This is a genomic window from Nocardioides szechwanensis (assembly GCF_900103935.1).
Lineage (GTDB): Bacteria > Actinomycetota > Actinomycetes > Propionibacteriales > Nocardioidaceae > Nocardioides > Nocardioides szechwanensis.
The window spans coordinates 21,059-42,702 of sequence record NZ_FNIC01000004.1; the positions used below are offsets into that span (position 1 = coordinate 21,059).

Here is a 21,644-nt window from a genome sequence, read left to right on the forward strand (position 1 = left end):
AGTCGGCGGCTTGCGCCGGCGACTTGGTCGAGCGGCACCTCCGCGGCTGGCAGTCCCGTAACGACGGCGACTTCTGACTCTGCCAGGTCACGTCTAACCCGGTCATCGGTTAGCTCCGCCCCCGCAACGTCTCGCGCTCAAGGACGCTCGTTGGCGCTCTACGCCAGCACAGTTCAAGCCACCTCGTGCGGGTCCGACAGAGTCACCGACGCGCGAGTCATCTCGGACGTCGGAGCCACATCGACGGCACCGCCTAAGAACCATTCGCTGCATCGATCATCTGTCGTGCCAAGGCGTGCACCTCACTCGCCTTGTAGACGATCCCGAGGTCGATCAGGTCGTACACGAACGGGATGCCATGCGCGGTCTGCAGCACCGGGACTTGACGCTGATGGACGGCTGCCACAACACCGAGGAACACCGGCGGCCGGGAGCCCCCGATGGTGATGTTGCCGAACTTGTCGGGCGCTGACGGGTTCGGCACGAGGAACACAGGACTGCCGCTCGAACCCGGGAAGACCGATGCGTCGATGAGGAACGTCGGCTTGCCCCCATAGTCGATGTTGAGCGCGGTCGCGGAGTGGCCCTGCCGAACAATCGGCAGGAGCGACGCGGAGTCGAACAACCCGTTTGGGTAGCCGATGAATGTCACCGGTTCAATCGGCTCGAACTGATCCAGTACGTCCTCGGTTGCGCACATCTCTGTACTCACCGAGCGGAAAAAGGCGGGCGTCCCAGCGTTCGCAAGCTGCTCCAGCGCTCCCCCTACCCCGATCATGGCAATGTCGATCTCAGGATCCGGGTGACCAACGAACCGATCCGGCGTCGCCGATAACACTCGCTCGTGGCCGAGCTCGGGTTCTCCGTCAGGAGTGGCAGCGAGCAGGTGCATGTTGACTAGCGCGGCGCCCTCGACAACGTGCTTGTTGGTTACCAGGAGCAGCGATGCGCCGCCGTCCGGGCGACTTTCGGCGAGCATGAATCCGGTGCCGCTGCCACTCTGCCCGTCGGGCATCTGGGTCGTTATGCGGACGGTCACGAACAGCAACTGCTCTCTCAGGGTCTGTACCTGCATCTCGATGGCTCCCCGTTCGCTTCTCGTGGGTCAGTCAGGTGAGGCACGCTACGTCCAGCGGCTCTCTTCGCTACACACTTACCGCGGCGTTCACTCGCCTTCGCTATCGAGTTCGACTAGGAAGGGCTTGCGTTGGTCCGGCAGCTTCTCAGTGAGCTTGGCGATTGCCCGCGCCACGTCGACGAGAGTGCCGTCATGACGGGCCACTGACTCCCGGAAATCAGCCATGTCGATGATGTACTCGTTGGCCGGTATCGCCCCGTGCGGGCCGTCGCAAGCGATGCGGACCCGGTGGGCCAACGATCCGGACCGGTTCACGAGATCGGCTGATGGCCCGAGCGTCCAATGAAGGGTGCACCCCGGTGCGAGCGACGACAAGCCCTCGCTGAGACGCTGATGCATAGCGTCGATGTAGACGCCTTCGTGGTCGGTGGGCAGCGGCGGGTCAATCGCGACCCTCACGTTCGTGGCCACCGTAGGCCCGGAATTGCCGATGACGAACTCCAGATTCCAGCCGTTACGAGATTGCAGTCGAACATCCGCCCATACATAAGGCGACGAGGAGCCCTCTGCAATCGCCTGTTGCAGGTCTGTCTGCCGCTTCATCTCTCTGACCTGTTGCTGGACGAACCGGCCCGAGACGGTTGCGGCGGCAGCGGCGGCCACCGCCGCCACCGCCGCGATCACTGCAATCCAGGTCTCCATGACATGCACGCTACGCAATCGCACCGACGGTTAGGTGAACGGACACAACGGAACCAGCCGGCTGAAGCGGGTCATTCCGCCTTTTGGCGCCGGCAATCTAATGATGACGTCGCACTTGTCGGGTGCGGCGGCGTCCTGGCTCGACGCTCTACCGCATCACCACCGCGCTGACGGGATCTGTCGAGGCGCGGCCTCCAGGTCTTCGAGCTTGATCCGGATGGCGCGCTTGCCGCAGCGGTACGCCGGCAGGGTGCCGACGGCGATCCAACGCCGGATCGTCTTTACCGAGACTGACATGCATTCGGCCGCCTCAGCGAGGCTCAGGTAGACCGGGACGGCGCGTCGTTCAGCCATCGGATCGCACCTCCGCTCGTGGGACGGTGGCTGAGGCGAGGAAGCGTCGGGCCTCGGCGACGGTGATGTAGAGCCGGCCGACGCCTTGGAAGCGGGTCCACCGTGGCCCGACACCGCGCCGGCGCCAATCGCGGACGGTGCGCTGCGGTGTGCGGATGAGTTCGCAGAACTCCTCGAACAAGATCAGGTTGTCGTCGTCCCAGTCGTCCGGGATGCCGATGGGTGTCACCATCACTTCGCCTCTCGCCGTGGCCGCCGAGGGATTCGGCGACTCCTGCTTGGAGAAGCAACCTCGCGTTCGACGGATCGGACGTCTGTGACCGCTGCTGTCGAGACCCGAGCCTCTCCTGGTCACCTATGTCATCCGGGCCGCTCCGGGCGATCACTCGACGCGATGAAGTTGGTCAGCGGCGGATCCCGCGGGAGGTGGGTGAAGGAGTCGGGATCGGTTGGGGTGGACGACGAGGACCGTCGCGCAGCACCGCAGCCTGGAGTCCCGCGGCGGGCGGCTGCGCCTTCGGTCCGTACCGGTCGATGTCGTCCGCGGCTCTCTCGGCGGCGTGCCTGGGCCCGAGGTCGGCGCGGTCGCGGTTGAAGACGTCGACCCATTGGCTACGGGCGTCGTCGATCGACTCGGCGACGAGGTGGGCGACGTTGCGGTGGCGGCCACGGGTCATGCCGACGTACGCCGAGGCGGCGCCGGTCGTCTCGCCGAGTGCGAGGTGGGCTGAGTCGACGGTCTCTCCCTGGGCTCCGTAGGCGGTGGTGGTGAAGGCGAGCTCGACGTGATCGTGGACGTACGCGGCGGGCAGTGTGCGTTGGCCGGCGCGGCCGGTGACGAGGAGGCTGCCGCCGTCGCCAACCCCGGCCACGGTCCAGGTGTCGCGGTTGGCGACTGCGAGGTCGCGGTCGTTGCGTCGGGTGGCGACCCGGTCGCCGAGACCGATCGGCTCGCCACGACGCGTGGTGAGTTCACCAGCGCGCTCACCAGGTTGTTCGCGCTCGCCGTGGCGGCGGTCGCGGATTGCCGCGTTGAGTGCGCCGACCTGGTCGCGGGTGTCGGTGATGACGAGCTGGTCGCCGTCGGCGCCGATCGCGGCAAGGGCTGCGGTGCGTTCGACCTCGGTGGTGTGGACGACGACCTCGCCTCGTTCGAGGAGTGCGTCGAAGACCTCACCGGACCGCTCACCAGAGCGCATGAGCAGGCTGAGTTCGGCGTACGCGGGGTCGCTGAACCGGTGGACCGAGTCGAGCTCGTGGTGCGCTTCGGGTGGCACCCAGCGTGCGGCGAGGTCGAGGACCCCGCCGCGGCCGACGGCCGGCAGTTGGTGGCGGTCGCCGAGGAGCGCCACGACTGCGTGCGCTCGGTCGGCGATGGCGAGCAGCGCGCGGGCGGTGTCCTGGTCGAGCATGCCGGCCTCGTCGACGAGGAGGACGTCGCCGGGGAGCAGTCGTGCGCGGGCCTCGGGCGCGGCGTCGGTCTGCGACCAGTGCCCGTCCTCGTCCCAGCGGTAGCCGTGCTGGTGAACGAGCCAGGCGGCGGAGAAGGCGGCGGTGCCGACCTGCTGCTGCGCCGCTTGAGCGGCCTTGAGGGTGGGCGTGACGACCACGAGTCGACGATCGGCGTCGTCGAGTACGTCGCGCGCGGCGGCCAGGGTGGTGGTCTTGCCGGTGCCGGCTGCACCTTCGATCACAAGCAGACCGGCGCGGCCGGCGAGGGCCGCTACGACGCACCGTTGCGCGGGGTCGAGGTGCCCAACGCCGCGGAGCCGGACCGCGTCAGTGACCGGCCGTGCGGAGCGGGCAGCGATGCTGTCGACCAGGTCGGCTTCGACGGCGAGGACTCGTTCGGACGTCAGGCTGCGGACGTGCTCCGGGACGTCATTGCGTTCCAGCAGGGGCACGCATCGTGATCGCGCACGGTCGGCGAGGTCCTCCACCAGCTCCTGCCTGACGGGTCGCTCGGCGACCACGCCGACGGAGGCGATCAGCCGTTCGGCCTCGCCGCGGATGTCTGCTGCGTTCCATGCCGACCGCTTGGCGCCGAGCCGGGTGAGCACGAGGTCGGCGGCGACGTCGCGGTTGAGCCGGCCGATCTGGAGGCCCGGCTCTGGCGCGCGGCTGGTCGGGGGCGTGAAGCCGAGGTCGCGCAGTTCGCTGTTCCATGCGGCGACTAGGTCGGCGCCGCTGTGGGGCACGACCTTGTCGGGTCGTGTGTCCGCCCACGCGCGTCGGTCCCAGGTACGGCGCAGTCGCGGCCCGGGCTCCTGGTCGGGATGCTCGGCTCGCCACGCGGCCTCGTACCGGTCGACGTTGCGGTTGATCTGTGCAGCGCGCTGGCTGAACCCGCCGACGAACGACGCGAGCTGCTGGATCTCACCGTCGTCGTCGAGGCTGTAGCCGCGGCCCGCGAGCGCGGCCCGGAACTCGGGGTCGCACATCACGGCGGCGTGACCGATCCCGTTGAGCGCCTCGATGCTGTCGACGACGCCGACCGAGTGCAGTCCACGCCACGCGCCGCGTGCGAAGACGCGTGCGTTGATCTGTACGTGGAGGTGACGGTGCGGGTCGCCGGCTCGCGAGGTGTAGTGACGTACGACGGCCGCCTCGAGCATCTCCACCGGCACCTGCACCTGACGGCCGCGCGGCCCGACCCGGGTAGTGGCGTGCTCAGCCACCCACCCGATCACCTCACCAGCTGCCCTGCACAACGCCGCGTCGTACGCCGTCGCGATGTCGGGGTGAAGTGCGGCGGCGAGCGACCAGGACTTCGGCCCGTTGACGACGACCTCGACGAACCGCAACGCGCGTGCGTCTTCACGCAGCCGCCCCTTGGCCGCGCCGGTCAGCACGTCGTACCCGCCAACCCAGCGCTCGTACGCCGGGCCGTCGAGGTCGCCGACACGCTGCACCGCTCCGGGACCGGCGATGTAGTGCTCGGCCAGGCCGCTGCCTTCGGCCAGGTAGTAGTCGTCGGCGCGTGAGTGGTCGGCCTCGACGTAGGAGCGCGCCGCAGCCGCAGAGCCGCGGTAGAACTTCACTCCACCGTGCATCGGCCTCGTCACCGCCCGTCACTACTCGTCACCTAGCCTTGAAATGACGCTCGGCCCACCCCGAGGGGCGGACCGATCTACGGACCTTCGTAGCATGCGTGCCGCTGGATTTGGAAGCTTCGAAGTGCTCCTGGGCACAGCGGTTTCGTGGCTCGCCGGCCTTCGTCAAAGATCGTCAAGGGCAGCGGGTGGTGGGCCGACGCACCTGCGCTTCAAGTCGTTTCGCGGCTGGGCGAGAGGTTCGACGCTGACGGGGCGGTAGTCGTTTACTCCCGGGAGCGCAGACACGTTGCTGGAGGTGCGAGTCGCCGGCAGATTCTGCGACACGCAACGATGCTCACGGCCTGCCGGCCCGGGTCACGAGAGTCCTGCATACCGGTCGAAGAAGGCGGCGAGCTTGTCGAGAACGGTCTGCTTCTTGAGCGCGTGGTTGCTGCCAGCCGCGAACCTCGAGACGGGCGGCAGGATCTTAGTGACGGCAGTTCCGGCGGTGGGGATCGCGCCGTCGCGGAAGGCGTCGGCCACGAACGCGCGCGTCTCCTCAGGTTCCAGTCCCTCGGCGAGGATCAGCGCCTCGAGTTCCTCAGTCCTCTTGGCCTCGACGAATCGGCGCCAGTCATCACTCGTGTCCTCGCTGACGTTGACGGAGTCGACGAAGGCTAAAATGAGGTCGCGCTTGTTGCGCAGGGTGATGCTGGAGTCGATGGCGCGCTGGATGTTCATCAGCGCGGTCATCTCGACGTCGGAGCCGTTGCCTCGGGCTTCGCGCCACTGCTCGACCAGCAGCAGGATGTAGTCGACATTGACCTCGACCTGCTTGATGAGCTCGATCTCGAAGACTACGTCGTCGTTGATCGACTCCTTCTCGGCCGCGTCCTGGCCCCGGAACTCGGCGTACAGGTTGAGGTAAACGCTTCGGTAGTCCTGGAAGTCGCGCTCGCTGAGGATCTCGTGCCCGGCGAAGTCGTCGAAGGAGACCAGGATGTTGCGTAGTCGCAGGATGGCGCCGAAGAGCGCGATGAACGCCTTCTGCGCAGCCTCACCGACGATCGGCTGGGAGAGCGGGAACAAGGTCGTGAGGTCGGCGACGAGCCTGGAGTATTCGGCGTAGTACTCGGCGTAGGGCTTGAGTAGGACGATGCCCTTGGCGTCCTTGTTGCCGAAGAGCGACAGCGCATCGTTGGTGGCCTTTTCCAGGTCTCGGAAGCTGACGATGTTGCCGTAGGTCTTGACGGAGTTGAGGATCCGGTTGGTACGCGAGTAGGCCTGGATCAGGCCGTGCTGTCGGAGGTTCTTGTCGACCCACAGGGTGTTCAGGGTAGTGGCGTCGAAGCCCGTCAGGAACATGTTGACGACGATCGCGAGGTCGAGCTCACGGTTCTTGAGACGCTGCGACAGGTCCTTGTAGTAGTTCTGGAACCGATCGGCCGACGTGTCGAAGCTCGTACCAAACATGACGTTGTAGTCCTGGATCGCGTCTTCGAGGAAGTCACGGGAGCTGGCATCGAGGTCTCCGGTCTCGAACTCTTCTTCCCCCAGGATTCCGCCGTCGAGGTCCTCGTTGGCGGCGTAGCTGAAGATCAGTCCGACCTTGAGGGGCTGGTATCCCGGGACGGTCTCCTCCCGCTGGCGCTGCGTTTCCTTAAACGCCTGGTAGTAGCGCTTCGCTGCGTCGATGGACGCGGTCGCGAACATCGAGTTGAACCCGGCGACGCGCTTGTCCCCCAGCCGGTAGGTCGAGTTGCGGCGGGTCTTCTGATCGAAGTGGTCGAGGACGTAAGACGTCACTGCTCCGACCCGCTCCGGACTCAGCAGAGCTGCCTCGGTGTTGATCGCGGCAACCTGCTTGTCGGTCAGGGCCGCCGGGATCTTCAGCGTGTTGACGTAGTCGATGCGGAACGGCAGCACGTTCTTGTCATTGATCGCGTCGACGATCGTGTATGTGTGGAGCTTGTCGCCAAATGCCTGCTCGGTGGTGCGTAACTGTGGGTTCCCGCTTGTCCCCGCGTTCTCGGCGAAGATCGGCGTGCCCGTGAAGCCGAACAGGTTGTAGCGGCGGAAGACGTTCGTGATGGCCATGTGCATGTCGCCGAACTGACTGCGATGGCACTCATCGAAGATCACCACTACGTGCGAGCCAAACACGTCGTGCCCTCGCTCATAGCTCACGAATCTGGCGAGCTTCTGGATCGTCGTGACGATGATCCGCGACGTCGGATCCTCGAGCCTTCGTTTGAGGTGCGCGGTGTTGGTGGTGCCGTCGACCGCGCCCTTCTCGAAGCGGTCGTACTCGCGCTGGGTTTGGTAGTCGAGGTCCTTGCGGTCGACGACGAAAAGTACCTTGTCGACGCTGGTGAGCTTGCTCGCCAGCTGGGCGGCCTTGAAGCTGGTGAGCGTCTTACCGGACCCGGTGGTGTGCCACACGTAGCCGCCGGCTCCGAGGGTGCCGAGCTTCTTGTAGTTGGTGGAGGTCTCGATGCGTTGAAGGATCCGCTCGGCCGCGACGATTTGGTACGGACGCATCACCAGCAGGTTGCGGTCGACGTCGAAGACGCAGTACTTCGTCAGGATGTTGAGCAGCGTGTGCTTCGCGAAGAACGTCTTGGTGAAGCCGGTCAGGTCGGCGATCGCCCGGTTGCTCGCATCGGCCCACCAGCTCGTGAACTCGAACGTGTTGGACGACTGCTTCCTGCCACGCTTGCCACCGACCGACTCGTTGACGTGGCGCTCGCGGGTGGTGTTGGAGTAGTACTTCGTCACGGTTCCGTTGCTGATCACAAACAGCTGGACGTACTGGAACAGGCCGGAGTCGGCCCAGAAGCTTTCCCGCTGGTAGCGGTTGATCTGGTTGAAAGCCTCCCGGATGTCGACCCCGCGGCGCTTGAGTTCGATGTGCACCATCGGCAGCCCGTTGACGAGGACGGTGACGTCGTAGCGGTTCGTGCGCTGAACACCTGATGCTCGGCCCTCGACCTCGTACTGATTGATGACCTGGAGCCGGTTGTTGTGGATGTTCGTCTTGTCGATCAGGTAGATGTTCTTGGCCGTGCCGTCATCGCGCTTGAGGACCCGAACGTGGTCTTCCTGGATGCGGGCCGTCTTCTCGACGATCCCGTCGTTCTTGCCCGCGACGGACTCGTTGAAGAACCGCTGCCACTCTGGGTCGGTGAACTCGATCTTGTTCAGCGTTTCGAGTTGGGCGCGAAGGTTGGTCTCCAGCGCTGCCGCACTGACTATCGGCAGATACTCGTAGGCCTGCCCCTGGAGCAGCTTGACGAACGCCGTTTCCATCTCGGCCTCGCTCTGGTAACCGCTCTCCTTGGAATCCTCCGGCAGAAACTCGGCGACCACCGTGCTCTCGTCACTCACCGAGATCGGCTCGAAGTGGGTGGCGCTTCCTGTGACGCCCAGCTCGGGGAACTCGGTCACGCTGCTTCCTCGAAAGTGAGCAACTTGTCCCGGTAGTACTCATATTGCCGACGCCGGGCAGCGATCTCCGCCGGCAGGCCGATCGACAGCTCATTCACAAGTACGTCGAACTTGTCGAGGATCTCGACGATCCGCTCCTGCTCCGTCATGGTCGGCACAGGGATTTCGATCTTGCCGAATCCTGCAACGAGCAAGGTGTTGACCTTGGTTCTGGCGATGTACTTCGCCTTCTCCCGGCGAAACCAACTCGTCTGCATGACGTATGAAACGAACGCTGGGTTGAGCTCGTGTCGGAACGCGTAACTGTGGTCGTGAATCGCCACTGGTTCATCGCCGAGCCAAGCCACCGCCTTGCCGACATCCTCGACGGTTTCGCCGACATCAACGATCACCACATCCCCAGGTTGGGCATACCGAAGACCAGGGATGTCTCGCCGGAGGTGCGACACAACCGACCTCGCGGAGGTACCGAAGTGTGTGTAGATCTCGCCATAGTGGATGCACGGAATGCCAGCGTCCTCGTAGTCGGTCTTGGTGAACCGCTTACCCCGAATGAATTGACCCAAGTCACTCAACTTCGCCCACCGAACTCTTGCCCGAGAGAGAGAGAGAGAGAGAGAGTCAGCGCCGAAGGCGAGGAGGGAATCCCGGTAGTGGACGAACTGCTCACGTCGAAGTTCGAGTTCAGCCTCCAACTCGGTCCGAAGCCGGGCCTCAAGATCGGCAAACTTGTTCAGCACAGCAACCACCTCGCGCTGAACAGCTAGCGGCGGAACTGGGGCAACGATCTTGGAGAGGTTCGTGGCCGATACTCGCGCCAGCTTCGACTCGGATGCGAACCGCACCTTCTGGTCATGGAACATCGTCGTCTGGAAGTAGTACGAGATGAAGGTGGGATCGAACCCATGTCGAAAGATGTAGCAGTCGTCGTGAACTGCCACATCGTCTTCACCAAGCCAGGCAACGGCCTTGCAGACGTCCTGCACGTTCTCGCCGGTTGCCGCAATCACCAGGTCTCCCTGACGTGCGAGGCGCAAGCTGGACTTCAGATCGGCACCCACAAACCGATTCACCGAAGACGCGGTTGTGCCGTAGTCCGTGTAGATCTCGCCGTAGTGGATAGAGCCGAGGCCCGACTCCACGTAGTCGACTTTCGTGAAGCGGCGGCCGCGGATGAACTCGCCCAGTTCACCCAACGGGCGATATTCAACGCCATTCGGACACGCGTCAGCTATAAGGTCGTCGATCCGGCTCACCGACGGCTCCCTTCAAGGTCAGCGACGATCGCGTCGATCTCGGCACGGACCGTTGTCTGACTCTCGACGATGTGACGGATCTCTGCGTTCAACCTCGTGATGTCGACGGCCACCCGGGTGTCCTCGGCCGCGACGTACGAGCTCACCGCGATGTTGTACCCGTTGTCGGCGATGACCTCGTGGTCGACGAGCTTGGCGAAGTGTGCGACGTCCTCCCGCTTTTCGAAGGCGTCGAGAATGACCTGCTGGCGATCCGTTGTGAGTCTGTTCTTGTTGCCCTGACGCGTGAATTCTGCGGAGGCATCAATGAACAGGATTCTATTGTCCGCCTTCGACTTCTTGAGAACGAGAACGCAGGTCGCGATCGCCGTGCCGAAGAAGAGGTCCGGTGGGAGTTGGATGACGGTGTCGACGTAGTTGTTGTCTACGAGCCACTTGCGGATCTTCTGTTCTGCTCCTCCGCGATAGAGCACGCCGGGATACTCGACGATCGCCGCGGTGCCATTGACGGCGAGCCAGCTCAGGATGTGCATGGTGAACGCGAGGTCTGCCCGTGACTTGGGCGCGAGCACGCCGGCTGGTGCGTACCGCGGGTCGTTGATCAGTAGCGGGTTCGCGTCGCCCTCCCATTTGATCGAGTAGGGGGGGTTGGACACGATCGCCTCGAACGGCTCGTCGTCCCAATGGGCCGGGTCGATCAGGGTGTCGCCGTGTGCGATCTCGAACTTCTCGTACGGGATGTCGTGCAGGAACATGTTGATCCGGCACAGGTTGTAGGTGGTCAGGTTGACCTCTTGGCCGAAGTAGCCTTGCCGCACCTTGCCGTGTCCGAGGACCTTCTCGTACTTCAGCAGCATCGAGCCCGAGCCGCAGGCCGGGTCATAGACCTTATTGACCTCGGTCTTGCCGACGACGGTGATCCTGGCCAGGAGCTCCGCGACCTCCTGAGGCGTGTAGTACTCACCACCGGACTTGCCGGCCGCAGACGCGTACATCTGCATGAGGTACTCGTAGGCGTCGCCGAACAGGTCGTTGTTGTTCTCCCTGAAGGCACCACCGAGCGGGAGGTCGCCGATGGCGTCGAGGAGCTTGACGAGCTTCTCGTTGCGCTTGGCCACCGTGGGGCCGAGCTTGCTGCTGTTGACGTCGAGGTCGTCGAAGAGACCCTTGATGTCATCCTCGGAGGTCGCGCCTACGGCCGAGCCCTCGATGCTCTTGAAGACACGGCTCAGCGTCTCGTTGAGGTTCTCGTCGTGCCTGGCCTTGGCGCGGACGTTGGCGAACAGATCCTCCGGGAGGATGTAGAAGCCCTTCTCCTTGACCGTCTCGTCACGGCCGAACTCCGCGTCAGCACGTGCCAGGTTGCGGTAGTCGAAGCCCTTGTTGCCTGCCAGCCGCTCCTGCTCGTTGAGGTAGACCGTCAGGTTCTCCGAGATGAAGCGGTAGAAGAGCATTCCGAGGACATATGTTTTGAAGTCCCATCCGTCGACACTGCCGCGAAGATCGGTGGCGATCCGCCAGATGGTCTTGTGTAGCTCCGCGCGCTCCGTTTCCTTCGTCATCTCACCCACGCGCGGATTCTCTCAATGGCCCCGTAGACGGGTGAACAGCGGCTACTCATCGATGAGCGCCAGCTGTGCCTCGGCGGCGGACTCCGCGGAGGCGAGAAGCTCGGCGCGTAGATCTCGGAGTCGCCGGCCGTCGGCCACGGACCAGAAGTACCACCCGTTCGTCGCCCGCTTGCGCAGCAGGTTGCCGGCGCCAGACGGCGTTCCGAAGCGCTTGCCGTTGAGCTCGATCTTGGCGTCCGCGGCGATCACGCCCTCGACACCTGCGAAGTCGCGGTGGGTCGCGATCAGCTTGTCCCCGACCGAGAGGAGACCGGCCTCGAGGAGATGCTTGATCTCTACCCAATCCTGGGCCTTGGTCTGGGGGTCGACGACTCTGCCGGCGTGGCCGACCGGGACGGGCCAGACCTTGAGCAGCCTGTCGACGAGCATGGCCGTGCGCTCGTCGATCCTGGCCTCGTCCCATTCGCCGTCGACATCCAGGAGGCGACCAGTGAGCTTAATGGTGTTGTGCTCCATCAGGCTCTTGCGCTTGCTAGCCCATGGGCCGTTGGAGACCTTCGAGTTGAGGCCCTTGGTGAGCAGCGTCAGGTTGCCGAGGCGGTGGACCCGCTCCTGGCGTTCCTGCTCGGCCTCTGGGGATTCGACCGACCAGTGGTCCTTCCACTTCTGGGGGAGGATGTGTTCGATCGGGAAGCCAGCGCGCTCTACCTGCGGCTGACCCGTCTCGGCACGGAACGAGTTTTCGATCGCTTCCAGGTAAGCGCGCAGACGTGCCCGGGGGAACCGGCGATACGCGGGTTCGGCTATCAACGTCGAGCGGATCTCGTCGTCGCCCGGCCAGTAGGTGCTCGTCACGTTGAGGCGCGCGAGATGGCCGACCACGCGGTCAGCCAGTTCAGGCGTCGAAGTCTGCGTGTTGGTCTTGATGAGATCGGCGACGATGCGGCCGAGGTCCGATCCAGGCAGGCGGAGCAGCTGGCGACGGACGACCCAGCTCTCACTCGCAGTGATGATCCCGTCGATCACTGCCTGTGGAAGGTCGCGGCCCGGCTCGTGGAGCCACAGCAAGAGTGGTTTCAGGAGTTCAATCCCACTGGCTTGCATTCGATAGACGGCCATCTCGACGGACGTGAGGTTTCCGTCAGGTCGCGCAGCAGCCTCGGTCCAGGCCTCATACAGGTTCGCCTGCTCCTTGAGAACCGGCAGGAGGTCGGCCATCTTGTGGCCTGCCTGGTGTTCGACATACGACTTGAAGCGGGTAAAGGTGGACTGCGGACTGATCTCTTCACCAAGGCGCGAGATCAACCACTGATTGAGGAAGAGCGAACTCCGGCTGACAAAGTACCGGCCGACGCTGATCTCTTTAGTCCAGAACTTCGTCTCGAACGGCCAGTCCTCCTTGTAGGCCTTCTTGGTGTCGCTACCCTCGGCCTCCAGTCGCTGGAAGACGAAGTTGCGTACCAAATCCGCAGCCGTGAGCGGCGTGCCCCGGGCATTGAGCGTCTCAAAGATCTCCTGTGAGTTCTCCGACGACAGCAGTTCGATAGTGACCAGCTGCAGATCCGTCTGGAGCACGCTGGCGAGCTGCTCGGCCTTGGCCGCGAAGCCCTCAGCCGCGGGATCGCCCAGCCACTGGGTTACCGCAGTTGTGAAGTACCGGTGAGCCTTCGCGATCTGGGAATCGGAGTGCTTCAGGCTCGCGTAATCGATTGGTGGGTCGGCGGACATGACCTCGTCGAAGGCGGCGTGGTCGTTGTTGAGGTGGCGCACCTTGAGTCGGCTGTCGCCCTCTGGGATGAAGTTCACCGGGTTGTGCGTCAGGGACTCCAGCTGGCTCGCGTAGCGATCCGAACCGGCCTGCGTCAGAACCGCACTCGTCGCGTCCATCAACGCCTGGAGCGTGGTCAGCCGCTGCTGGCCGTCGATGACGTTCCAGGTAGTCACCCGGTTGCTCCCCGCGTCGTGGGCTTGGAGGACTACCGCACCCAGGAAGTGCTGGGGGTTGAGATGAGGCTCGTTGATGCGCAGCTCAGCGACCCGGCGGATGTCCTTCCAGAGCGGCTCCCACTGGAGGTCTTCCTTCCAGACGTAGGGGCGCTGGAAGAGCGGGATGACAAAGTGTTGCGGCAGGTTGAACAACTGCAGCGGCGTCCGCTTGAAGGTCTCCACCCCGCCATCCTGCCTTGCTGGCTGGACCCTGGGAGTAAGTCGCACCGCTTGAGCATGTCGATGGCCTGGGCAGGGCCCGCGTCCTCCGACGTCAGTACCGATGCTTTCCCCCACCAATCCCCCACAGCATCGAGAGAGTCAGCAGGGGGTTAGCCCGAAAATGGGAAGAAACCGCAGGTTGACCTGCGGTTTCTCTTTGTGGAGCCTAGGGGACTCGAACCCCTAACCCCCTGCTTGCAAAGCAGGTGCGCTACCAATTGCGCCAAGGCCCCTCGGATCCCGGCACCAGGCCGGGACGCGGGTGGTGGAACAGCGAGCGGGTCAGACCTTCTCGACGTTGTCGGTGGCCTCGGCCCAGAGGGCCTGCTCTGCCTTGCCCTCGGAGATCTTCTTGCGGGCGATCACGGCGCCGGCGGCCGCGATCACGACCAGGAGGATCTTCTTCATGGTGACTCCCAAAACACGTGAGGGCAGAGGTGGTGGTGGGCCTAAGAGGACTTGAACCTCTGACCTCTTCCTTATCAGGGAAGCGCTCTAACCGTCTGAGCTATAGGCCCGCTTGGCGACTGCCAGCGGCGAACATTACCCCACCGCGAACGGCCCCCACAAAACGCCCGGCACTGCTCCCACCGAGGGTGCGACCGGGGGCCTCGGCTGGGCTCAGTTGTTGTCCTCGGCGAGGGTGACTTCGATGCCGCCGAGCAGCGCCGCCGCCATGTTGTAGAGGAACGCCCCGAGGGTGGCGATGGCGGTCAGCAGGATGACGTCGACCGCGGCCACGAGCATCGTGAACCCGAGCACCCGCGAGGTCCCGATGTAGTTCTCGACGTCGAGATCTGCCGTCTCCGGGCCGCCGATGCTCTCCTGGATCGTCTGGTTGATGGAGTCCCAGACACCGGCCGCGCCGAGCACGGACCAGACCATCAGCACCGAGACGACGGTGACGACGCCGAAGGCGATCGACAGCAGGAACGCCGTCTTCATCACCGACCACGGGTCGATCCGGGTCAGCCGCAACCTCGCGCGCCGCGGCGGCTTGGCCGGGCCGGAGGCCAACTTGTCCGCCTTGGTCGACTCGGGTGCGGCGTTGGCGCGGTGCTCCTCGGTGGCCGAGCTGACCTTCGCCTGGATGCGCTCGCGCAACGGCGGTCGCACGGCGGTGTCGTCAGTCGGGACGGTGGTGCGCTGGGTGGACGGCTGGGCGGAACGCTCCGTCATCAGCCCTCACTCTCCCCTTCGTCGGTGGTCTGCGTGGGTGCGGTCTCGTCGATTGTGTCATCCGCTACCACATCCGACGACTCAGCGGCGACCACCTCGCCGTCAAGCTCGCCGTCCACCCCGCCGTCCTCGGCGTCGTCGATCACCTTGGCCTCGACCGACCGAGCGACGACCACGACCGAGTCTCCGGACTTCGGCGTCACGAACTTCACGCCCATGGTCGAGCGACCGGTGGGCCGGAAGTTCTCGTTGATGGGGCTGCGTACGACCTGCCCGCCCTGCGTGATCGCGAGCACCTCGTCGCCGTCCTCGACGATGAAGCCGCCGACCAGACCACCGCGGTCCTCGTTGGCCAGCGCCATGGCGCGTACGCCGAGTCCGCCGCGGTTGGTCAGGCGGTACTCGCTGATCCGGCTGCGCTTGGCGAAGCCGCCGTCGGTGATCGTGAAGACGTACTGGACGTTCTCGTCGGACTCCTCCGCGGCCGCCTCGGCGGCGCGGATGACCGACATGGACAGCACGGCGTCGTCGTTGGTGCGGAACTTCATGCCCGAGACACCGGACGTGGCCCGGCCCATCGGCCGCAGCTGCGAGTCGTCGGCGCGGAAGCGGATCGCCGAGCCCTTGCGGGAGACCAGCAGGATGTCGTCCTCGGCGTTGACCAGCTCGGCGCCGATCAGCTCGTCGTCGTCCTCGCGGAAGTTGATCGCGATGACGCCGGCCTGGCGCGGGCTGTTGTAGTCGCCGAGGCGGGTCTTCTTGACCAGTCCGTTGCGGGTGGCGAGCACGAGGTAGGGCGCCTGCTCGTAGTCGCGGATCGCCAGCACCTGCGCGATCGACTCGTCGGGCTGGAAGCTCAGCAGCCCGGCGACGTGACCGCCCTTGGCGTCGCGCTGCGCCTCGGGGAGGTTGTAGGCCTTGGTGCGGTAGACCCGGCCGGCGGTCGTGAAGAACAGCAGCCAGTGGTGGTTGGTGGTTGCGATGAAGTGCTCGACGACGTCGTCGCCGCGCAGCGTCGCGCCGCGCACGCCCTTGCCGCCGCGCTTCTGCGAGCGGTACTGGTCGGCACGGGTCCGCTTGGCGTAGCCGCCGCGGGTGATCGAGACGACCAGCTCCTCGTCGGGGATCAGGTCCTCCATCGAGAGGTCGCCGTCGGCCGCGATGATCTGGGTGCGGCGCTCGTTGCCGTACTTCTCGACGATCCCGGCGAGCTCCTCGCCGATGATCGAGCGCTGGCGGGTCTCGTTGGCGAGGATGTCCTCGAGGTCGGCGATGGCCACCTCGAGCTCGGCGAGCCGGTCCATGATCTTCTGGCGCTCGAGGGCGGCCAGTCGGCGCAGCTGCATCTCGAGGATGGCGTTGGCCTGGACCTCGTCGATCTCGAGCAGCTCCATCAGGCCGGTGCGGGCCTCCTCGACGTCGGGCGACCGGCGGATCAGCGCGATCACCTCGTCGAGGGCGTCGAGCGCCTTGGCGTAGCCCCGGAAGATGTGGGCCTGACGCTCGGCCTCCGCGAGGCGGAAGCGGGTACGGCGCTGGATGACCTCGACCTGGTGGGTGACCCAGTTGCTGATGAACTGGTCGACCGACAGCGTGCGCGGGACGCCGTCGACCAGCGCGAGCATGTTGGCGCTGAAGTTGGTCTGCAGCTCGGTGTGCTTGAGCAGGTTGTTGAGCACGACCCGGGCCACGGCGTCGCGCTTGAGCACCACGACCAGGCGCTGGCCGGTGCGGCCCGACGAGTCGTCGCGCACGTCGGAGATGCCCTGGACGCGACCGGAGTCGGCGAGCTCGGCGATCTTGAGCGCGAGGTTGTCGGGGTTGACCATGTAGGGCAGCTCGGTGATCGACAGGCAGGTGCGGCCCCGGTTGTCCTCGTCGATCTCGATGACCGCGCGCTGGGTGACGGAGCCGCGGCCGGTGCGGTAGGCCTGCTCGATGCCCTCGCGGCCCACGATCAGCGCGCCGTTGGGGAAGTCGGGGCCCTTGATCCGCTCGATCAGGGCGTCCTGGAGCTCCTCGCGCGACGCGTCGGGGTGGTCGAGCGCCCACTGCGCGCCCTCGGCGACCTCGACCAGGTTGTGCGGCGGGATACTGGTGGCCATGCCGACCGCGATGCCGGCCGAGCCGTTGACCAGCAGGTTGGGGTAGCGCGACGGCAGGACCGTCGGCTCCTGCGAGCGGCCGTCGTAGTTGGGCTGGAAGTCGACGGTGTCCTGCTCGATGTCGCGCACCATCTCGAGCGCGAGCGGAGCCATCCGGCACTCGGTATAACGCATCGCGGCAGCGGAGTCGTTGCCCGGCGAGCCGAAGTTGCCCTGTCCGTTGACCAGCGGCGCGCGCATCACCCAGGGCTGCGCGAGGCGGACCAGGGTGTCGTAGATCGCGGTGTCGCCGTGCGGGTGGTACTGACCCATGACGTCACCGACGACGCGCGAGCACTTCGAGAAGCCGCGGTCGGGGCGGTAGCCGCCGTCGTACATCGCGTAGAGCACGCGGCGGTGCACCGGCTTGAGGCCATCGCGTACGTCGGGCAGCGCGCGGCCGACGATGACCGCCATCGCGTAGTCGATGTAGGCGCGCTGCATGGACGTCTGCAGCTCGATCGGCTCGATCCGGCCGCCGGGCCCGGGGCCCTCGGGAGGAGTCGTGGTGCCGCCGCCGGTGGGGGTCTCAGTCACGTGTCTGGGTCTCTCTGGTCGGTTCTATCGATATCTAGGACTGTCGCTAGACAGTTAGATATCGAGGAAGCGGACGTCCTTGGCGTTGCGCTGGATGAACGACCGGCGCTGCTCGACGTCCTCGCCCATCAGGATCGAGAAGATCTCGTCGGCCTGGGCGGCGTCGTCCAGGGTCACCTGGAGCATCAGGCGCTGCTCGGGGTTCATCGTGGTCTCCCACAGCTCCTCGGCGTTCATCTCACCGAGACCCTTGTAGCGCTGGACGGGGTTCTCCTTGGGCAGCTTGCGGCCCTGCTCCAGACCGTCGCGCATCATCAGGTCGCGCTCGGTGTCGGAGTAGACGAACTCGTGCTCGGCCGGCTTGTTCCAGCGGATCCGGTAGAGCGGCGGCTGGGCCATGTAGACGTAGCCGTGCTCGATCAGCGGCTTCATGAACCGGAACAGCAGCGTCAGCAGCAGGGTGTTGATGTGGTGGCCGTCGACGTCGGCGTCGGCCATCAGCACGACCTTGTGGTATCGCAGCTTGTCGAGGTTGAACTCTTCGTGGATGCCGGTGCCGAGGGCGGAGATGATCGCCTGGACCTCGGTGTTGGCGAGCACCTTGTCGATGCGGGCCTTCTCGACGTTGAGGATCTTGCCGCGGATCGGCAGGATCGCCTGGACCCGCGGGTCGCGGCCCTGGCGGGCCGAGCCGCCGGCCGAGTCGCCCTCGACGATGAAGACCTCGCACTCGGCGGGGTTGGTCGACTGGCAGTCGGACAGCTTGCCGGGCAGACCGCCGCCGCCGAGCAGGCCCTTACGGCCGCGGGCCAGGTCGCGCGCCTTGCGCGCGGCGATCCGGGCCGACGCCGCGGCCTGGCTCTTGCGCACGATGTCGCGGCCCTCGGCGGGGTTCTGCTCGAACCACGCGCCGAGCTGGTCGTTGGTCAGGCGCTGCACGAAGCCCTTGGCCTCGGTGTTGCCGAGCTTGGTCTTGGTCTGTCCCTCGAACTGCGGCTCGGCCAGCTTGATCGAGATGATCGCGGTCAGGCCCTCGCGGATGTCGTCACCCGAGACCCGGTCCTCGCGCTTCTTGATCAGGCCCCACTCCTCGCCCCAGTGGTTGACCAGGGAGGTGAGCGCCGAGCGGAAGCCCTCTTCGTGGGTGCCGCCCTCGTGGGTGTTGATCGTGTTGGCGAAGGTGTGGACCGACTCGGTGTACGACGTGTTCCACTGCATGGCCACCTCGAGGCTCATGTGGTGGTCGGCGTCGGCCGCTCCCTTGCCGTTGGAGAACAGGTCGGAGTCGGCCTCGAACGAGATGACCGTCGGGTTGGCCTTGTCCTTGCGGCGGTTGAGGTGCTCGACGTAGTCGACCAGGCCGCGGTCGTACTTGAACACCTGCTCCAGGCCACCGCCCTCGGCCTTCTTGATCGCGTCGTGTCCCGCGGAGTCGACGTCGGCCTCGACGGTGGCGTCCTGCACCGCCTCGACGAGCTCGTCGGCCTCAGGGCGCTCGTCGCGCACCACGATCTCGAGACCCTTGTTGAGGAAGGCCATCTCGCGGATCCGGTTGGTGATCGTCTCGAGGTTGTAGGTGGTCGTCTCGAAGATCTCGGGCGAGGCGTAGTAGGTGATCGTGGTGCCGGTGCGCTCGCCGGGCTCCATGGGGCGCACCTGCTCGAGATCACCGTCGGGAACGCCGACGGTGAAGGTCTGGCGCCACTCGTGGCCGCGGTTACGGACCTCGGCGATCACGCGCGTCGAGAGCGCGTTGACGACCGAGATGCCGACGCCGTGAAGACCGCCGGACACCTTGTAGCCGCCGCCGCCGAACTTGCCGCCCGCGTGGAGCATGGTCAGCGCCATCGTCAACGCCGGCATCTCCTGGCCGGCGGCGGTGTCGGTCGGGATGCCGCGGCCGTTGTCCTCGACGCGGATGCCACCGTCGGCGAGCAGGGTCAGCACGATCCGGTCGCAGACGCCGGCCAGCGCCTCGTCGACGGAGTTGTCGACGACCTCCCAGATCAGGTGGTGGAGGCCACGCTCACCGGTGGAGCCGATGTACATGCCGGGGCGCTTGCGCACCGCCTCCAGTCCCTCGAGGACCTGGATCGCGGAGGCGTCGTAGTCTCCGGTGACGGTGGCGTGCGGCTGGGGGCTTTCGTCAGACACGCAGGACCTCATCGCAGAAGTTGAGTTGGCACACAGAAGGTCGCTGCTCCCGGGCTGAACCAGTCACGGCAACCGATAGCCATGCTACCGGTTAAAAGCCCGCATTCCACGTGTCACCCCCGACTGTGGGGGGATCTGTGGATGAAAAAGGGCTCTGAGCGCCTCTCCGTGGCCGATTCGAGGCCCGAACAGGGGGTCAGACGGGTACCCATACGGAGACGAGGCCCGCAGATCGCCTGGTAGGCCGTTGGTCCGGGCGCCGCCGCGACCCCTGAGGGGCTCAGCCGTAGGTGTCTCGCGGACCCCGGCCGTCACGCATCGAGCGGCGGCCCTTCTTCCAGTTCGGCAGGTGTGGTCCGACGACGTCGATCACGACCACGGTGCCGTGCCCGAGCTCCTCGTTGAGGCGGCGTACGACGTTCGGCGCGAGCAGCGTCAGCTGGGTCGCCCAGGCGGTCGAGTCGGTGCGCACCACGAGCTTGCCGTCGGTGAAGGTCTCGGGGTGGCAGTGTGCGGCGACCTCGTCGCCGACCAGCTCGGGCCAGCGCGCGAAGACGCCCCGCATCCGCAGGTCGAGCTCCCAGCCGCGGTCGTCGACCAGACGGGCGAGGGTGCTGTCCAGGGTCTGCGGGTCGCGGTCGTCGGGGTGGGCACCACTGACCCGGCTGCGCGGCGACGCCGGCCGGTCCTTGCCGCGCATCCGTGCCTTGCGCCGCGGTGTGGAGCCGGCCGTCGCCCGGGTCAGCGACCGCGCCAGGTCCAGCCCGTCGTCGGCGTGCGGCTCCTCGGGTTCCTCGGGCTGCTCGGGATCGGGGGGGTCGAGCTCCTCGTCAGACACGCGTCACCTCCCCGTTGCCCACGGCGTAGCGGACCCCCGCCAGCGCCACCGGTACGTCGTCGGCCACCGCGGCAGTGACCAGCACCTGCTCGGCGCCGGCGACCAGCTCGGCGAGCTGGCCGCGTCGCTCGGTGTCGAGCTCGGCGAACACGTCGTCCAGGATCAGGATCGGGTCGTCGCCGTCGGAGCGCAACAGGTCGTAGGACGCGAGCCGCAGCGCCAGCGCGAACGACCACGACTCCCCGTGCGAGGCGTAGCCCTTCACCGGAAGCCTGACGCCGCCTGCCTCCGCGGGCGCACCCAGGGTGAGCAGCAGCTCGTCGCGGTGCGGACCCACCAGCGAGATGCCGCGGTCGAGCTCGTCACCGCGGCGGCGCTCCAGCTCCGCGAGCAGGCTCGCCTCCAGGTCGTCGCCGAGCTCGAACGACGGCCGGTAGTCGATCTCCGCGTCGTCGCGCGACGCGCCGCGCGCCACGGTGGCGTAGGCCTTGCCGACGTAGGGCCGCAGCGTGGCCACCAGGGCGAGCCGCTCGCGCAGCAGCTCGGCGCCGGTGTGGGCGAGGTGGGAGTCCCACACGCCGAGCGTGGAGAGCGCCGACTCCTGGCCGGTCGAGCCGCGCCGAGCGTGGCCGGCGGTCTTGAGCAACGAGTTGCGCTGGCGCAGGATCCGGTCGTAGTCGGCGCGGACGCCGGCGAGCCGCGGCGTACGCAGCACCAACAGGTCGTCGAGGAAGCGGCGCCGGTCGGACGGGTCGCCCTTGACCAGGGTGAGGTCCTCGGGGGAGAACACCACGGTGCGGACCAGGCCGACGAGGTCACGTGACTTGGGCAGCGGCGACTTGTTCACCCGGGCCCGGTTGGCCTTGCCGGGGTTGAGCTCGACCTCGAGGACCGCCGTCCGGCCGTCGCGCACGACGGCGGCCCGCACGATCGCCTGGTCGCAGCCGGCCCTGACCAGGGGCGCGTCGGTGGCGACCCGGTGCGACGACAGCCGCGAGAGGTAGTCGATCGCCTCGACCAGGTTGGTCTTGCCCTGCCCGTTGCGGCCGATGAACGCGGTGACGCCGGCCTCGAGCGGCACGTCGACGGAGCCGTAGGAGCGGAAGTTGTGCAGCGTGAGGTGGGAGACGTACACGTGGGG

Annotated in this window: 15 protein-coding genes and 2 tRNA genes; all 17 read right to left on the reverse strand. The window is 66.1% G+C overall.

Features of this window, described 5'->3' with window-relative positions; translation table 11 throughout:
* Window positions 1-253 precede the first annotated feature (253 nt).
* The 17 genes from BLR90_RS10860 to recF all read right to left on the reverse strand — a co-directional run bounded on the left by BLR90_RS10860 (window position 254) and on the right by recF (window position 21,638).
* On the reverse strand, window positions 254-1,075 hold the full coding sequence (locus tag BLR90_RS10860) for a trypsin-like serine peptidase (protein WP_091025244.1): 822 nt from the start codon (window positions 1,073-1,075) through the stop codon (window positions 254-256).
* 90 nt (window positions 1,076-1,165) lie between these two features.
* Complete coding sequence (locus BLR90_RS10865) at window positions 1,166-1,780, reverse strand: hypothetical protein (RefSeq protein ID WP_091025245.1); 615 nt, start codon at window positions 1,778-1,780, stop codon at window positions 1,166-1,168.
* 156 nt (window positions 1,781-1,936) lie between these two features.
* Window positions 1,937-2,134 carry a helix-turn-helix domain-containing protein gene (locus BLR90_RS10870; protein WP_091025246.1) on the reverse strand — a complete coding sequence of 66 codons (198 nt, stop codon included), beginning with the start codon at window positions 2,132-2,134 and terminating at the stop codon, window positions 1,937-1,939.
* Window positions 2,127-2,366: a PLC family EF-hand domain-containing protein gene (locus BLR90_RS10875; protein WP_143016186.1), complete on the reverse strand. Its 240-nt coding sequence runs from the start codon at window positions 2,364-2,366 to the stop codon at window positions 2,127-2,129. Before BLR90_RS10875 ends, BLR90_RS10870 begins: the two co-directional genes overlap by 8 nt.
* 172 nt (window positions 2,367-2,538) lie before the next feature.
* The gene (gene mobF, locus BLR90_RS10880) at window positions 2,539-5,199 is read right to left on the reverse strand and encodes a MobF family relaxase (protein ID WP_245715259.1); all 2,661 of its coding nucleotides are present in this window, start codon (window positions 5,197-5,199) and stop codon (window positions 2,539-2,541) included.
* A 345-nt stretch (window positions 5,200-5,544) separates the two neighbouring features.
* The gene (locus BLR90_RS10885) at window positions 5,545-8,616 is read right to left on the reverse strand and encodes a type I restriction endonuclease subunit R (protein WP_218029447.1); all 3,072 of its coding nucleotides are present in this window, start codon (window positions 8,614-8,616) and stop codon (window positions 5,545-5,547) included.
* On the reverse strand, window positions 8,613-9,872 hold the full coding sequence (locus tag BLR90_RS10890) for a restriction endonuclease subunit S (protein WP_091025249.1): 1,260 nt from the start codon (window positions 9,870-9,872) through the stop codon (window positions 8,613-8,615). Before BLR90_RS10890 ends, BLR90_RS10885 begins: the two co-directional genes overlap by 4 nt.
* Window positions 9,869-11,434, reverse strand: a complete 1,566-nt coding sequence (locus tag BLR90_RS10895) for a type I restriction-modification system subunit M (RefSeq protein WP_091025552.1) — start codon at window positions 11,432-11,434, stop codon at window positions 9,869-9,871. Before BLR90_RS10895 ends, BLR90_RS10890 begins: the two co-directional genes overlap by 4 nt.
* Before the next feature lie 51 nt (window positions 11,435-11,485).
* Window positions 11,486-13,612 carry a GmrSD restriction endonuclease domain-containing protein gene (locus BLR90_RS10900; RefSeq protein ID WP_091025250.1) on the reverse strand — a complete coding sequence of 709 codons (2,127 nt, stop codon included), beginning with the start codon at window positions 13,610-13,612 and terminating at the stop codon, window positions 11,486-11,488.
* A gap of 199 nt (window positions 13,613-13,811) precedes the next feature.
* Window positions 13,812-13,884: transfer RNA gene (locus BLR90_RS10905), tRNA-Ala, on the reverse strand.
* A 49-nt stretch (window positions 13,885-13,933) separates the two neighbouring features.
* Complete coding sequence (locus tag BLR90_RS21270; protein WP_218029449.1) at window positions 13,934-14,059, reverse strand: DLW-39 family protein; 126 nt, start codon at window positions 14,057-14,059, stop codon at window positions 13,934-13,936.
* 33 nt (window positions 14,060-14,092) lie between these two features.
* Window positions 14,093-14,169: transfer RNA gene (locus tag BLR90_RS10910), tRNA-Ile, on the reverse strand.
* Window positions 14,170-14,272: 103 nt separating this feature from the next.
* Window positions 14,273-14,830 (reverse strand): DUF3566 domain-containing protein, encoded by a 558-nt coding sequence (locus tag BLR90_RS10915; protein ID WP_091025251.1) that lies wholly within the window; start codon window positions 14,828-14,830, stop codon window positions 14,273-14,275.
* Entirely contained in the window at window positions 14,830-17,511 is a 2,682-nt protein-coding gene (gyrA, locus tag BLR90_RS10920) for a DNA gyrase subunit A (RefSeq protein ID WP_091025252.1), read from the reverse strand. The genes BLR90_RS10915 and gyrA overlap by 1 nt, the downstream gene beginning before the upstream one ends.
* A 54-nt stretch (window positions 17,512-17,565) precedes the next feature.
* Window positions 17,566-19,677, reverse strand: a complete 2,112-nt coding sequence (gene gyrB, locus BLR90_RS10925) for a DNA topoisomerase (ATP-hydrolyzing) subunit B (RefSeq protein WP_091025253.1) — start codon at window positions 19,675-19,677, stop codon at window positions 17,566-17,568.
* A 268-nt stretch (window positions 19,678-19,945) separates the two neighbouring features.
* Window positions 19,946-20,503, reverse strand: coding sequence for a DciA family protein (locus BLR90_RS10930; RefSeq protein ID WP_091025254.1), 558 nt, complete (start codon window positions 20,501-20,503; stop codon window positions 19,946-19,948).
* Window positions 20,496-21,638: a DNA replication/repair protein RecF gene (gene recF, locus BLR90_RS10935; RefSeq protein ID WP_091025255.1), complete on the reverse strand. Its 1,143-nt coding sequence runs from the start codon at window positions 21,636-21,638 to the stop codon at window positions 20,496-20,498. Before recF ends, BLR90_RS10930 begins: the two co-directional genes overlap by 8 nt.
* Window positions 21,639-21,644 lie beyond the last annotated feature (6 nt).

Excerpts from the sequence above, each read along its gene's own strand:
- BLR90_RS10860 (WP_091025244.1), bottom strand. The coding sequence starts at position 1,075 with ATGCAGGTACAGACCCTGAGAGAGCAGTTGCTGTTCGTGACCGTCCGC.
- BLR90_RS10865 (WP_091025245.1), bottom strand. The coding sequence starts at position 1,780 with ATGGAGACCTGGATTGCAGTGATCGCGGCGGTGGCGGCGGTGGCCGCC.
- BLR90_RS10870 (WP_091025246.1), bottom strand. The coding sequence starts at position 2,134 with ATGGCTGAACGACGCGCCGTCCCGGTCTACCTGAGCCTCGCTGAGGCG.
- BLR90_RS10875 (WP_143016186.1), bottom strand. The coding sequence starts at position 2,366 with ATGGTGACACCCATCGGCATCCCGGACGACTGGGACGACGACAACCTG.
- BLR90_RS10895 (WP_091025552.1), bottom strand. The coding sequence starts at position 11,434 with ATGACGAAGGAAACGGAGCGCGCGGAGCTACACAAGACCATCTGGCGG.
- BLR90_RS21270 (WP_218029449.1), bottom strand. The coding sequence starts at position 14,059 with ATGAAGAAGATCCTCCTGGTCGTGATCGCGGCCGCCGGCGCCGTGATC.
- BLR90_RS10915 (WP_091025251.1), bottom strand. The coding sequence starts at position 14,830 with ATGACGGAGCGTTCCGCCCAGCCGTCCACCCAGCGCACCACCGTCCCG.
- gyrB (WP_091025253.1), bottom strand. The coding sequence starts at position 19,677 with ATGAGGTCCTGCGTGTCTGACGAAAGCCCCCAGCCGCACGCCACCGTC.